This is a genomic window from Streptomyces caelestis (assembly GCF_014205255.1).
GTDB lineage: Bacteria > Actinomycetota > Actinomycetes > Streptomycetales > Streptomycetaceae > Streptomyces > Streptomyces caelestis.
Genome location: NZ_JACHNE010000001.1, coordinates 6,756,751 through 6,770,517, shown reverse-complemented (window position 1 = coordinate 6,770,517; position 13,767 = coordinate 6,756,751). Strand labels below are relative to the sequence as shown.

The following is a 13,767-nucleotide window of genomic DNA, read 5'->3' as shown; positions in this document are numbered from 1 at the left end:
ACGCACCATGGACGGGCTACATCACGGTGAGCAGACGAAGGGGAACCGCCCGTGCAGTTCGAGGTGTGGGCACCGCAGGCAGGCCGTGTGACGCTCCAGTGCGACGGCGTCACACGCGCGTTGGAGCGCGATCCGGAACGGGCGGGATGGTGGCGGGGCGAGGCGGACGCGCGCGACGGGTCCCGGTACGGCTTCGCGATGGACGACGGTCCCGTACGGCCCGATCCACGCTCGCGCCGGCAGCCGGACGGCCCGGACGGGCTGAGCGCGGTCGTCGATCACGAGCGGTACGAGTGGCGCGCCCAGTGGCGGGGGCGGCCCCTGCCCGGCGCGGTGCTGTACGAGCTGCACGTCGGGACGTACACCCGCGAGGGCACCCTGGACGCGGCCGCCGAGCGGCTCGGCCATCTCGCCGAACTGGGCGTCACGCACGTGCAGCTGATGCCGCTGTGCCCCTTCCCGGGCACGCACGGCTGGGGCTACGAGGGCGTCTCGCTGTGGGCCGTGCACGAGCCGTACGGCGGGCCCGAGGCGCTGAAACGCTTCGTCGACCGGGCCCACGAACTCGGCCTGGGCGTGGTGCTCGACGTGGTGCACAACCACTTCGGCCCGTCCGGGAACTACCTGCCCCTCTTCGGGCCGTACCTCACGGACCGGCATCACACGCCCTGGGGCGCCGCGGTGAATCTGGACGCGCCCGGCTCGGACGAGGTGCGCGCGTTCCTCATCGGCAGCGCGCTGGCGTGGCTGCGCGACTACCGGCTCGACGGGCTGCGCCTGGACGCGGTGCACGCGCTGGTGGACACGCGCGCGCTCCACTTCCTGGAGGAGCTGTCGACGGCCGTGGACGCCCTGGCCGCCGAGGTGGACCGGCCGCTGTTCCTGGTCGCCGAGTCGGACCTGAACGACCCGCGGCTCATCACCTCCCGGGACGAGGGTGGCCTCGGGCTGCACGCGCAGTGGAACGACGACTTCCACCACGCCCTGCACACCACGCTGACCGGCGAGTCGCAGGGCTACTACGCCGACTTCGCGCGCGCTCCCCTCGCCGGGCTCGCCAAGACCCTCACCGGCGGCTACTTCCACGACGGGACGTACTCCAGCTTCCGGGAGCGGAACCACGGCCGCCCCCTGGACCGTGCGCGGGTGGCCGGGCACCGGCTGCTCGGCTACAGCCAGACCCACGACCAGGTCGGCAACCGCGCCCAGGGGGACCGCCTTTCCTCCCTGGTCTCCCCCGGGCTGCTGGCCTGTGCGGCCACGCTGACCCTGACGGCCCCCTTCACGCCGATGCTCTTCATGGGCGAGGAGTGGGCGGCGGGCACGCCCTGGCAGTTCTTCACCGACCACACCGACCCGGAGCTGGCGGACGCGGTACGGCGGGGCAGGCGGCGGGAGTTCGCCGCGCACGGCTGGAAGGAGGAGGACGTGCCCGACCCGCAGGACCCGGCGACCCGGGACCGCTCCTGCCTCGACTGGTCCGAGCCGGAACGCGAGCCCCACGCGCGCGTGCTGGCCTGGTATCGGCAGCTCCTCGCCCTGCGTCACGAGCAGCCCGACCTGACCGATCCCGACCTCGCCGACACCAAGGTCGCCTACGACGAGGAGCGCCGCTGGATCGCCTTCCGGCGCGGGGACGTCCTCGTGGCCGTGAACCTGGCGCGGGAACCGGCCGCGCTGTCGCTCGGCGTCCCGCACGCGCGCGTGCTGGCCGCGTGGGAGCCGGTGGAGACGCCCGGGGCCGACGGGGTGCTGCACGTGCCCGGGGAGTCGGGTGTGGTGCTGCTGCAGGAGTGAGGTCCCTGCGGCGCCTGCGACGCCCTGCTGCCGCCCGGTCGGTCAGAGGGCGTCGTCCGTGTCCCGCAGGTCCGTCACCCGTTCCAGCAGGATCGGCTCCCAGGCCCGGCGCAGCTGCGTGCGCAGCAGAGTGAGCCGGCCCGCGTCCCGGCTCGTGAGGGCCCCGGCGAGGTGGACGACCGTGTCGCAGCGGGCCACCCACAGGCCGCGCAGGCAGGGGCGGGCGCCGTAGCCGGCGAGGGTGGCGGCGCGTACGGCGGCGGGTGAGCCGACCGCGAGCGCGAGGCCCGCGATGTCCTCGGCCGGGTCGCCGACGACCGCGTCGGCCCAGCCGAGGACGCCGCGCACCCGTCCGTCGGCGCTGACCACGAGATGGCCGCCCGTGAGGGCGTGGTGGGTGAGGACCGCCGAGCCGGACTGGGCGGCGAGCTGGGCCGCGGCGGGCGCCGTGAGCTGGTTCAGGCGGGCGGTGTCGAACTCGTCGGCCTCGGCGAGGCGTTCGGCGGCCCGTACGGCGGCCCGGCGCAGTCCCTCCAGGGAGCGCGGCGCGGCGCGCGGCACGCCGAGGGTCTCGGCCTGCCGGACCGGCACCTCGCGCAGCCCCGTGAGCAGCCCGGCGAGGTCGGCCTCGCCGACGGCGGACACGTCGTGGTCCTCGCCCGAGCCGCCCGGCACCTTGGTGTCCAGCGTGTAGGTCAGGCCGGGCGCCCACTCGCCGTGCGCCACGCTGACCGGCACCGTCACCGGGACGTGCGGGCGGACGAGGTCGCGCAGGCGCAGTTCGCGGCGCTGGCGCACGGTGGCCTCGCGGTCGGGGGCGAGGCGCAGCACGTGGCGGGTGCCGACCCACCAAGTGACGGGGGCGGCGCCCTCGGTGGCGGGCCGGACGTCGACCCCGCCGTTGTCCGGCGCGGTCTCCTCGCCGCCCCTGCCGTCTTTACCGTCCTTGCTGTTCTTGCTGTTCTTGCCGTCTTCGAGCAGGGAACGGACCAGCCGGCGGACGGTGTCCGCGGTGGGTGTCGGTTCCTGGGTCATGGTCGCGCCGTTGCCGTTCGGGAGGCGTGCGGGGGACATCGGTGGCGTCACTCCACTATGACCAGCTCGCGGGATGTGGTGTTCAGACGCCGTCCGCCGTCCTCGGTGACGGTCACGATGTCCTCGATGCGCACCCCGAACCGGCCGGGCAGATAGATGCCGGGTTCCACGGAGAAGCACATGCCGGGCACGAGGGGCCGCTCCTCGCCCTCGATCATGTACGGCGGCTCGTGGGTGGTGACGCCGATGCCGTGTCCGGTGCGGTGGATGAAGTACTCGCCGTAGCCGGCGTCGGCGATGACCGCGCGGGCGGCCCGGTCGACGTCCTGGCAGGCGGCGCCCGGCCGCACGGCGCGGAAACCGGCCTCCTGGGCCTCGCGCACGATGTCGTGCACGCGGCGCTCCTCGTCAGTGGGTTCGCCGACGTGGACCGTGCGGGAGGTGTCGGAGCCGTAGCCGTCCTTCAGGCCGCCGAAGTCGAGGACGACCATGTCGCCGCGTTCGATGACGCGGTCGCCCGCCTCGTGGTGCGGATTGGCGCCGTTCGGGCCGGAGGCGACGATGGTGAAGTCGACCTGCTCGTGTCCGTGCCGGCGCAGCAGCCGGTCGAGGTCGGCGGCCACCTCCGATTCCCGGCGGCCGGAGAAGGGGACGTTCCGGACCTCCTCGAACGTCGCGTCGGCGGCGGCTCCGGCGGCCGTCATGAGCTCCAGCTCCGCAGCGTCCTTGACGGCGCGCAGCATCGGCAGGGCCTCGGTGAGCGACGCGTAGGAGCTGCCGGGCATGGCCTGCTGCAACGCCAGCAGGTGCAGGGCCCAGGCGTTGTCGCTGATGCCGAACCGGCCCGAGGCGTCGAGCAGGGCGGCGGTGGCGGCGTAGGGGTCCTTGCCGTCGGTCCAGTCGCGCAGGGTCAGGGCGGACGCGCCGGCCGCCTTCTGGGCGTCCGGGGCCTCCAGCGCGGGGACGACGAGGACGGGGTCCTGTCCGGCGGCGAGGACCAGCAGGGTGAGCCGTTCGGTGACCGCCGGGGGCGCGTAGCCGGTGAGCCACACCAGGTCCGGCCCAGAGGCCACCAGCAGGCCCGCGAGACCTGCCTCGGCGGCTGTCCGCGCGGCGCGCTCCATACGGGCCCGGTAGTCGTCGGCGGTGAAGGACGCGGCCGTGCTTCCGGACATCCAGGCCTCCCAGGGACGGACGAAGGGCTACGGGCAGCATCCTGCCCGGCCGGAGGGGGCAGCGCGAGCGGTCTGCGCACTTCACCCGAGCATCGTCACTAATGGCAGAGGATTGCTCAGGCATTAGAGCTAATGCTTAGATGCTCAACATCCATTAGACGTTAGATCGAGGGGGCGTACGACCGTGCTCGTACTCGCACACATCAGCGATCTGCATCTGGACGGGAGCGCGCGGGCGACGGAGCGCGCCGAGCGGGTGCGCGACCGGCTGTGGGGGCTGCCGGGGAACGTGGACGCGCTGCTGGTGACCGGGGACATCGCGGACCACGGCACGGAGCCGGAGTACGAGGAGGCCGCCCGCATCCTGGGCCTGCGCGACGGCGACGTCCCGTTCCCGGTGCTGACCTGCCCGGGCAACCACGACAGCCGTGCGCCCTACCGCAAGGCGCTGCTGGGCCTGCCAGGGGCCGAGGGGCCCGTCAACAGCGTGCAGGTCTTCGACGACGGTGCCGTGCTGATGTGCGATTCCAGCGTCCCCGGAAGCGACGACGGGGAGTTCGACGAGGAGACCTACGACTGGATCGAGACGACCCTGGACGAACTCGACGGCGGTCTTCCGGCCCTGCTCGCCTTCCACCACCCACCGGTGGCCCTGCACCACCCGCTGCCCGACTCCTGCCCGTTGCGGGACTCCGGCCGGCCGGCCGGACTGCTGGCCCGCCGGCCCGAGATCGCCGGCCTGATCACCGGCCACGCGCACACCCCCGCCGCGACCTCCTTCGCGGGACGGCCGCTCGTCGTCGGCCCCGGTGTCACATGGACGCTGCGGCTGCCCTGGGAGGGCGAGCAGGTCGCCGACCGGGACGCGCCGCCCGGGATCGCCTTCCACGTCCTGGACGACACGGGGCGGCTCACGAGCCACTTCCGGGTGGTCACGTGACGACGTGGTTCAGGTGACGACGTGGTTCAGGTCATGAGGTGGGTTAGGTGACGAGGTGGGCCCACGTGACGATCGGCTCACGTGACGATCGGCTCACGTGACGACGGCCGGTACGACCGTCAGCTGCCGGTAGCCGCCGCTGCGGTGCCGCACCGTCAGTTTCACCTCGGCGCCGGGGCGGGCGCGGGCGACGGCCCGGGCCAGGTCGGCCGCCGTGTCGATGCGCGTCCTGCCGAAGACGAGGAGGAGGTCGCCGCGCACCAGGCCCGCCTCCTGAGCCGGCCCGGGGACGTGGAGCCCGACGACCAGAGCCCCCGGCTTCCCGGCGTCCATGACCTGCACGCCGAGGGTCACGGCGGCGGGCGCGGACGCGGCGGCGGACGGCGAGGGGCTGGGCGGCGGCGGAGTGTGACGCCCTCGCGGATCGATGACTCCGCCCTTGCCGATCAACGTGGTGCCCATCGCGCCGAGGCTGATTCCGGACAGGACCAGGACCGCGCCGATGAACCCGCCGAACAGCACGCAGAGCAGCCGCCTCCCACGGCGCCGGGCGGCGTGCAAACGGGGCCGTGCAGGGCCGGACCTCGTCGCGGACGCCGCCCCGTCGGGCTCCTGCCCCGGCATCGGCTTGGGTCTCAGCGCGGTCTGTTCCATGGCTCGCCTCCGGATGACGCGGATCGCTCCCGTCGGATGCGGAACGATCACGGCTGGTGCTCTACCCGGTGCTCGGGCGTGCGATGAGCCACGAACGAGTGAGACTGATCCGGCATCGGTGCGAGCCGTGGTCGTGGGGACGATCAGCCTGTGCGGCCCTCACCGTGGCCGCCGTGGGCACCGCCGTGGTCGAACTTCAACACCTGCGGAGGCATCACGGCGAAGGGCCGTGGCATGCCGACGTCCTTGCTTCAGCAGATGACATTGACATCCTCCCCTTATGTCCCGTTCCGCGGATCTGGCCGGAAAGTGCCGCCTCAGCCGAGAGCGGGCACGGGCAGGGCGGGCGGCCGGTCCGGGAGGAAGCCGTGGGCGCGCCGGGACAGCCAGCCGGACTTGTAGCGGTCCACCTCGCGGTGCCAGTTGAGGATGCCCGCCATCCAGTTCTGAAGATCCTCGACGTACTCCCGCATGACGGCGCGGCCCTCGTCCCTGAGCTGGAAGTCCTCGTACAGAACGGGCAGTTCGTGCTGGACCACGTGCTCGAACTGCCGCATGCGCTGGCTCATCAGGTCGTGCACGACGCCGAGGGCGCTCGGGTAGTCACAGCCGAAGAAGGACTGCACGACGAGGATCGCGTTGTGGATCTCGCCCTCGTACTCGATCTCCTTCTGGTACGAGAAGACGTCGTTGGTCAGGCACGCGAAGTCGATCGCGGCGTTCTCCAGGGAGCGGACCGGCCCGCTGCGGTAGATCTCGGGCGGGACGGCCGGGCCGTGGCCCATCCGGCACAGGCTCAGGGTGAGGTCGGAGCCGAAGGTCGCGCGGCGCATCTCCAGGTAGTCGACCGGGTCGGGGACGCGGTTCTGGAGCTGGTTGGACAGCTCCCACACCCAGCTCTCGGTCATGACGTTGATGGCATCCTTCAGGGTGCGCCGCGCCTCGGGCGTCATGCCCTCGGTGGTGCGCAGCCACAGGTCGAGCAGGGCGCGCTCCATGGCGTTGGCGGGGACCGGCGGCGCCTCGCCGGCGACCGGCATGCAGTCGGACAGGCGGGCCGTGGTCAGCCGGGCGGCGGCCAGGTCGCGGCGGTGGCCGTAGACCAGCGGGTAGTAGTCGTCGCCGTAGGTGCCCCAGGCGAGCCACTGCGCGCTGAGGTCGAGGGCCTCGGGCGTGGCGTCCGGATCGAGGCCCGCCGAGCAGAGCGGGAGGTCGTAGGCCCGGAGTTTGTCCGCGTCCCAGACGCCCTCGCCGAGGATGCCCATGCGGTTGACCCAGTCGGTCAGGTTCCGGCGGGCGGCGTCGAGATGCGGGCTGAGCTGCAGCGGGAACGGCATGCGGATGTCGGGGATCCGGGACGGCCCGACCTTCTGGTACGGCACGTGCGTGTAGGCGCGCAGCCTCCCCCACTGCCCGAAGGGCGTGGGAGGTGCCCCCATGGCTCCGGCCGTGGCGAGCAGGGCGCGTACGTCGGCGGCGGAGGTGCCCATGCCGCTGCATCCCGGCCACGGCTTGCTGCCGCGCGCGTTCTCGTTCATGTAGCGGCTGGAGCGCAGGTGCCACTCGTGGCCGCCGGACTGCCAGTCCTGAAGTCCCTTGGTGTACGCCGCCACGGCGGCGACCTCACCGGGGGTGAGGCCGTTCTCCAGAGCCACCGCGGGCACTTCGGTGAACGCCGTGTGCTCGAACTGGTGCAGGCGGGACGTGAGGACGTCGTTGACGGTGTCCGCGGCCTCCTGGGTGGTGCAGCCGAAGAAGGTCTCCACGACGAGCACGCCGTTGCTGTTCTCGCCCTCGTCCTCGACCTCCCGCTGGTAGGAGAACAGGTCGTTGCGCAGGTGCACGGCGTCGGAAAACGTCTCCATCAGCACCCTCAGCGGCCTGGACTGCGCCACGGACGCGGGCACTTCGGCCGTCGCGTACTCCACGAGCCCCGCCGACCAGGGGGCGCCGCCCACCTTGCGGCGCATCTCGATGTACTCGACGGGGTTGGCGATCCGCCCCTCGTTGATGTTGGACAGCTCCCACAGGGACTCGTTCAGCAGATGCTCGGTCGCCACGGCGAAGCGGCGGCGCCAGTCCTGCGACATCTTCGGCACCGTACGCGCCCACAGGTCGGCGAGGCCCGCCTCGACCGGGTTCTCCGGCTCCGGCAGGGGAGTCGAGAGGTCCAGCGGCATGAACAGCGGCAGCCGGTCCAGGTGGGCCTTGCCGGCGACGCGGTCCTGGCTGCGCTTGTACTTCTCCAGGAAGTGGTCGTCGAAGAAGAAGACCCACACGTACCAGTCGGTGATGAGAGAGAGGTCGGGGCCGTCGCAGTCGGGGTGGGTGTAGGCGCACAGCAGGCCGTAGTCGTGTGCGTCGAGGTCGGCCTGCTCCCAGACGCCGGATCCCTCCAGCATGCCCATCTCGCGCGCCCACTCGGTCGAATGGGCGCGGGCCTCGTCGAGGTGGGGGTTCAGCCGCGCGGGATGCGGCATGTAGAAGTGCGGGAGTTCGAACGGCTGCGTCATGGCCGGGCCCTACCCGGCGCCTCGCGGCGGCATCCGCCGGGCGGGACATGATCACACCATCGCGTGAATCGGGCATGAATGCGGGAGTTCTCGCCGGGCCTTGTGGCGTTCATCTCTACGCGCGCAGACTTACGCCCGAACCCTGGCAGTCCACCTCCTTCTCGTCCACCCGGAGTCCACCATGAAGCAGTCCCGAGCCCTGCCACGCCGGGCCGCGCTCACCTCGCTCGCGGGGGCGGCGCTGGCCGGTGCGACCGCCCTGACCGCCTCGGCGTCCGAGCGGCAGGGGCGCACCGTGCGGTTCGCCACGTTCAACGCCTCCCTGAACCGCTCCGCGCAGGGCGCCCTGGTCCGGGACCTGTCCACCCCGGACAACACCCAGGCACGCAATGCCGCCGAGACGATCCAGCGGGTCGACCCGGACGTGCTGCTGATCAACGAGTTCGACTACGACGACGAGGGCGCGGCGGTCCGCCTGTTCCTGCGCGACTACCTGGCGGTGGGGCAGAGCGGGGCCCGCGCGGTCCGCTATCCCTACCGCTTCACCAGGCCCGTGAACACGGGCGTGGCCACGGGAGTGGACCTGGACGGGAAGAACGGGGCCGTGACGGCGCCCGGTTCGGACGCCTACGGGCAGGACGCCTACGGGTACGGCTGGTTCCCCGGCCAGTACGGCATGGTCGTGCTGTCCAAGTACCCGATCGACACGCGCGCGGTGCGCACCTTCCAGCACTTCCTGTGGAAGGACATGCCGGGCAACGTGATGCCCGAGGGCTACTACAGCGACGAGGCCCGGGCGATCCTGCGCCTGTCCTCCAAGAGCCACTGGGACGTGCCCGTGCGGATCGGCCGGGACACCGTGCACTTCCTGGTGTCACACCCGACCCCGCCCACCTTCGACGGCCCCGAGGACCGCAACGGACGGCGCAACCACGACGAGATACGCCTGTGGGCCGACTACATCGGCGGGCGGCGGCGCGGCGCGTACCTGTACGACGACCGGGGCCGGCGCGGCGGACTGCGGCCCGGGGCGCGGTTCGTGATCGCGGGCGACCTCAACGCCGATCCGTACGACGGCGACAGCTATGACCACGCCGTGCGGCAGCTGCTGGAGCACCCGGCGGTCAACCTGCCGGCCGAGCCGCCGGCGAGCAGGGGCGGTGTGGAGGCGGCCCGGCTCCAGGGCGGCGCGAACGCCTCACACATCGGTGACCCGGCGTACGACACCGCCGACTTCGGCGACACCGCGCCCGGCAACCTGCGCGTCGACCACGTCATCCCGTCCCGGGGGCTGGCACCGGGCGCGAACGGCGTGTTCTGGCCGACGCCCGGCGACCCCCTGTACCGGCTGGTGGGGGACGGCACGACGGTTCCGACGTCGGACCACCGGCTGGTGTGGCAGGACGTGAGGGTGGTCTGACCTACCCGGGGGTGCTCACCTGGATGAGCGCGTGCGTGCCGCTGATGCGCCAGCGCTGGTCCTCCGCCGCGACCAGTTCGGCCTCGGTGCGCGCGTCGAGGCCGGTGATCACGTCGGACTTCAGGGTGCGCAGGGCGGCGACCGGGCCGGGGAAGTACGCGGTGACGTCCGGGAACGGCGTGGTCGGGGCCCAGAGCCGGTCGCCCACCAGGCGGCGGTAGTTGAGGTCGCCCTTGACGACGGTGAGCGCGGCCGAGGCGAAGTCGGCGCGCAGGTCGCCGGGCATCTGCTCGTACGGCAGCGGGGCGCAGGAGAAGGGATGGGCGCGGAGGGTCAGGCGGCCGTCGGCCAGGGCGGACCACAGACGCTGTCCGTACGCGGCGGCCGCTCCCCCGGCACCGGTCAGCCGGCGCAGTGCGTCGACGACGTCGGCGGTGGTGGCGTCGGAGACGTAGTACGGGTAGGGCTTGACGTGCAGGACGGCCCGTCCGATGCGCCCGTGGGCCAGGAGATGGGCGATGAGGAGCAGGTCGGGGACGAGTTCGCGGCCGGCGTTGTCGGCGACCAGGCACAGGGTGCCCGTGCCGGAGTCGCCGAGCAGGTCCCACAGGCGGTCACTGTCGTCGGCGACGAGTCCGGGGGCGGCGTCGGCGGTCCGCGCGCCCTCGGCGGAGAGACGGAAGCCGAGGTCGGCGCGGTTGCCCCAGAGGGAGCCGTGCAGCAGGGCCTGTGCCTGTTCACCGGCGGGCAGGCCGGCGAGGTCGTCGAGCGCGGCCAGTTCCTCGTCCGTCTCACGGGAGTCGAGTTCGGCGAGCTTGAAGGGGCGGAAGGGGTCGATGCCCCGCCAGGGGCCGGGGCCGAAGTAGCCGACGGCCTGGAGCAGTCGGCGGTAGAACCAGCTCTCGGACCAGAGCCACGGCACGTCGAACCAGGACCGGCCGGTGTACGCGCGCAGCCCCCAGGTCTCCCAGAGGCCGCGGTCGTGCGCGTCGGCGGGGAGCGGTTGGATCTCGCCCTTGGTGCAGTTCGCCAGCAGTTCGTCGAGCACGCGGTGCTGCCCGGGTTCGTACGGGAAGGCCTCGCGCACCTGCCGGATGATGGCCGGGTGCCGCTCGGCGAGCACGCTGTGGGGGAAGGAGCCCGGCTGGTTGCCGAGGAGCACGGGTGCGGATGAGGTGTCGGGCATGCGGCTCACCGTAACGCGCGGGCGCCGTGTCCCGGCCGGCCTGGCCCGAAGCCCGGCCGACCGCGACCGCGTCACCCCGGCCGAGCCCGCTCGGATTGTCCGTTCGAAACCGTCAGACCGGTGCCAGTTCGCGCTCCAGGCGGGCCGCCAGGCTCAGGTAGCGGGCGCGGCGGGTCACCGGGACGAGACCGCGGATGAGTATGCTCCACATCTCGGCCGTCCGGCGGGGCTGGCGCGTGACGGGCTCGCGGGAGCGGCCCACGACCCGGGTGCCGACGAAGAAACAGACCAGGGAGTGGGCCACGACATCGATATCGATGTCCGGGTGGACGTCGGACTCCTTGACCGCGCCGACGAGCCGGGCCGTGACGATGTCCAGCCACTCCGTGAACGGATGGCTCAGCGGCGGACGGGGCCGGATCCCACCGGTGGCGAGCCGTAGACCGGCCCTGAGGACCGGGTCCTCGACGGACATGCGGGTGATGCCGAACGTGAGGCGCATCAGCGCCTCCAGGGACGTGTGGCCACGATGGCCGGTCTCCGCCGCCAGCCGGCGAGCGGTGTGCGACTGGAGTTCGAGGATCGCGTGGGCGAGATCCTCCTTCGCCGCGAAGTGGAAGTACAGGGCACCCTTGGTGACCTGAGCGTGCTCCACGATGTCGCTGAGACTGGTCGATTCGTAGCCGCGACGGTCGAACAGGTCAGCGGCGGCCGTGATGATCGTCGAGCGTGTCTGCTCGGCTCGCAACTGCCTCGCCATCGACTGATCTCTCCCAGGACAGAAATGAACGGGTCATGCCGTTTGTTTTTACCCGCCGTACACGATAACTCACCCTCAGACGGCCTTCACCCCACCAGTGTGCCGGATTTCGGGTGCACATCCGGCAAAACAATCGCAACCGATGAAAGAAAACAGCGCGTTCGGTATCTAACTGTGGGGGTTGTGCGGCCGCACGTAAAGGCGGGCCGGCCGGTGCCCCATCCGCACCGGTCGGCCCGCCCGCTTGTGAGCTGCCCGTTCAGCGTCCTCGTCGAAGGAGGACCAGGAGATTCAGAAGGATCAGAAGGTCAGCTTCCAGCCGTTGAGCGTGCCGGTGTCCTGCGCCGCGGTGTCCTGGACGCGCAGCTTCCAGGTGCCGTTGGCGCTCTCGCCGGAGGCGTTCACCGTGTAGGTGGTGTTCACGTTGTCGGCGGAGTCCGAGGCGGCGGACTTCAGACGGTACGCCGAACCGTCCGGCGCGATCAGGTCGATGACGAGGTCGCCGCGGTAGGTGTGGGTGATGTCGACACCGACCTGGAGGGCCGAGGGGGCGTTGCCGCTGCGGCCGGTGACGCTGATCGGCGACTCGATCGCCGCGCCGGCGTCCGGGATGGCGACGGCGGTGGTGCTGGAGAAGGTCGCGCCGGTGGACGTACCGCCCTTGACGGCCTGGACCGTCTTGGCGGCGTCCGCGAGGCCGGCGCCGCAGCCGCCGGAGCAGGTGCCGGGCAGCGCACGGGCGTTGGCCTTGATGGCCGACTCGATCTGGGCGGGGGTGAGGGCCGAGTTGGCCGACTTCATCAGGGCGGCGAGGCCCGCGACGTGCGGGGTGGCCATGCTGGTGCCCTGGTAGTAGTCGTAGTTCTCGCTCGACGGCGTCTTGGTGCCCGAGTTCAGCGTGGACAGGATGCCGTTGGCCTTGGAGGTCCTGGTCTCGCCGCCGGGGGCGGCGATGTCGACGAGCGAGCCGTAGTTGGAGTAGGAGGCACGGCTGCCCGCGCGGTTGGTCGCGGCGACCGTGATCACGTTGTTGCAGTTCGCCGGGGAGGCGTTGGAGACGTTCTGGTTCTCGTTGCCGGCCGCGACGACGACCGAGGTGCCGCGGTTCACGGCGCCGTTGATGGCGCTCTGGGTGGCGGTGGAGCAGGCGCCGCCCCCGCCGAGGCTCATGTTGATGACCTTGGCGACGTTGGTGTTGGCGGGCACGCCCGAGACACTGCCGCCGGACGCCCAGGTGATGGCGTCGATGATGTCGGAGTCGTAGCCGCCGCACTTGCCCAGCACGCGGACCGGGGAGATCTTCGCGCCGTAGGCGATACCGGCGACACCCTTGCCGTTGTTGGTGGCGGCGGCGATGGTGCCGGCCACGTGGGTGCCGTGCCAGGAGGAGGTGGAGGCCGGGATGCCCTGGCCGCACTCGTTGTCGTTGTACCAGTCGCCCGGGTCGGCCGGGTTGCTGTCACGGCCGTTGCCGTCGACGGAGACGGCGGTGTCGGAGATGAAGTCGTAGCCGCCGACGATGTTCGCGGCCAGGTCCGAGTGGGCGACGTAACCGGTGTCGATGACGGCGACGGTCACGCCGGTGCCGGTGGTGGTGTCCCAGGCGGCGGGGACGTTCATGCCCGCGGTGGACTCGAACAGGTCCCACTGCTTGCTGTAGTCGGTGTCGTTCGGGGTGACGGCCGTCGGCTTGTTCAGGCGGTCCGGCACGACGTAGGCGACCTGCGGGTCGGCCTGGTACTGGGCGACGACGTCGGCGACGTCCGCCCGGCCGGGGTTCGTGCCCAGGTCGACGAGTGCGGCGCCGGTGCCGAGGCGGCGCTGGAAGTCGACGTCCTCGCCGGTCTTCTCGGCCTTGGCCGCGGCGTCGGCGGCGGCGGCCTTGTCGGACTTGGCCTCGCTGGCGCCGGACTTGTAGCCGACGATGAGCCGCTCGGCCGGGGTACCGGGGGCGGCCTCGGTCTGGGCGGCCGGGACGGCGGGCCGGGGGGCGGTCTCCTGGGCGACGGCGACCGAGGCGGGGGCGGCGGTCAGCAGGGCGGCGGAGACGGCGGCGACGGATATCAGCTTCCGTCTGAGCTCTGGGGAGGTACGCACGGTCGTTGCCTTTCGTGGCCGAACTCCGGGCTGGGCGGAGCGGCGGTGGATGCGCTTCGTCGCTGAAGCGGAGGGGGGTGCTTCGAAAAGCGACGCGATGGCCGGCCAGGGCGTGTGGGGAGCGGACCCGTTCGGGGTTACCTGTGGGTCAGCTGTGCAGGAACGATAGGCAAAGGGAAGGTCATCGGGA

At 71.9% G+C, this 13,767-nt stretch carries 10 protein-coding genes; 3 read left to right on the top strand and 7 right to left on the bottom strand.

Annotation, left to right across the window (positions count from 1 at the left end):
- The first annotated feature begins 51 nt into the window (after positions 1-51).
- A complete protein-coding gene (gene treZ / locus HDA41_RS30935; protein WP_184989770.1) occupies positions 52-1,797 on the top strand; it encodes a malto-oligosyltrehalose trehalohydrolase in 1,746 nt (581 codons plus the stop codon).
- Positions 1,798-1,839: 42 nt separating this feature from the next.
- Here treZ and HDA41_RS30930 read toward each other — a convergent pair whose 3' ends face one another.
- The gene (locus HDA41_RS30930; protein WP_184993871.1) at positions 1,840-2,832 is read right to left on the bottom strand and encodes an aminoglycoside phosphotransferase family protein; all 993 of its coding nucleotides are present in this window, start codon (positions 2,830-2,832) and stop codon (positions 1,840-1,842) included.
- A 47-nt stretch (positions 2,833-2,879) separates the two neighbouring features.
- A complete protein-coding gene (locus HDA41_RS30925) occupies positions 2,880-4,007 on the bottom strand; it encodes an aminopeptidase P family protein (protein ID WP_184989768.1) in 1,128 nt (375 codons plus the stop codon).
- 184 nt (positions 4,008-4,191) lie between these two features.
- Here HDA41_RS30925 and HDA41_RS30920 point away from each other — a divergent pair, with 184 nt between their 5' ends.
- Positions 4,192-4,947: a metallophosphoesterase gene (locus HDA41_RS30920; RefSeq protein ID WP_184989766.1), complete on the top strand. Its 756-nt coding sequence runs from the start codon at positions 4,192-4,194 to the stop codon at positions 4,945-4,947.
- A gap of 93 nt (positions 4,948-5,040) precedes the next feature.
- Here HDA41_RS30920 and HDA41_RS30915 read toward each other — a convergent pair whose 3' ends face one another.
- Complete coding sequence (locus HDA41_RS30915; RefSeq protein WP_184989764.1) at positions 5,041-5,601, bottom strand: PDZ domain-containing protein; 561 nt, start codon at positions 5,599-5,601, stop codon at positions 5,041-5,043.
- Between the two features lie 317 nt (positions 5,602-5,918).
- A complete protein-coding gene (gene cyc2, locus HDA41_RS30910; protein ID WP_184989762.1) occupies positions 5,919-8,114 on the bottom strand; it encodes a germacradienol/geosmin synthase Cyc2 in 2,196 nt (731 codons plus the stop codon).
- 181 nt (positions 8,115-8,295) lie between these two features.
- Between cyc2 and HDA41_RS30905 the strand changes: the two genes are divergently transcribed.
- Positions 8,296-9,534, top strand: a complete 1,239-nt coding sequence (locus HDA41_RS30905) for an endonuclease/exonuclease/phosphatase family protein (protein WP_184989760.1) — start codon at positions 8,296-8,298, stop codon at positions 9,532-9,534.
- Between the two features lies 1 nt (position 9,535).
- Here HDA41_RS30905 and HDA41_RS30900 read toward each other — a convergent pair whose 3' ends face one another.
- The 3 genes from HDA41_RS30900 to HDA41_RS30890 form a co-directional block, all read right to left on the bottom strand.
- Positions 9,536-10,720 carry a damage-control phosphatase ARMT1 family protein gene (locus HDA41_RS30900; protein ID WP_184989758.1) on the bottom strand — a complete coding sequence of 395 codons (1,185 nt, stop codon included), beginning with the start codon at positions 10,718-10,720 and terminating at the stop codon, positions 9,536-9,538.
- Positions 10,721-10,832: 112 nt separating this feature from the next.
- Positions 10,833-11,480, bottom strand: a complete 648-nt coding sequence (locus HDA41_RS30895; RefSeq protein ID WP_184989756.1) for a ScbR family autoregulator-binding transcription factor — start codon at positions 11,478-11,480, stop codon at positions 10,833-10,835.
- 300 nt (positions 11,481-11,780) lie between these two features.
- Entirely contained in the window at positions 11,781-13,577 is a 1,797-nt protein-coding gene (locus HDA41_RS30890; RefSeq protein ID WP_184989754.1) for a S8 family peptidase, read from the bottom strand.
- Positions 13,578-13,767 lie beyond the last annotated feature (190 nt).

Coding starts and splice junctions, on each gene's coding strand:
- HDA41_RS30930 (WP_184993871.1), bottom strand. CDS start 2,832: ATGACCCAGGAACCGACACCCACCGCGGACACCGTCCGCCGGCTGGTC.
- HDA41_RS30915 (WP_184989764.1), bottom strand. CDS start 5,601: ATGGAACAGACCGCGCTGAGACCCAAGCCGATGCCGGGGCAGGAGCCC.
- cyc2 (WP_184989762.1), bottom strand. CDS start 8,114: ATGACGCAGCCGTTCGAACTCCCGCACTTCTACATGCCGCATCCCGCG.
- HDA41_RS30895 (WP_184989756.1), bottom strand. CDS start 11,480: ATGGCGAGGCAGTTGCGAGCCGAGCAGACACGCTCGACGATCATCACG.
- HDA41_RS30900 (WP_184989758.1), bottom strand. CDS start 10,720: ATGCCCGACACCTCATCCGCACCCGTGCTCCTCGGCAACCAGCCGGGC.
- HDA41_RS30925 (WP_184989768.1), bottom strand. CDS start 4,007: ATGTCCGGAAGCACGGCCGCGTCCTTCACCGCCGACGACTACCGGGCC.
- HDA41_RS30905 (WP_184989760.1), top strand. CDS start 8,296: ATGAAGCAGTCCCGAGCCCTGCCACGCCGGGCCGCGCTCACCTCGCTC.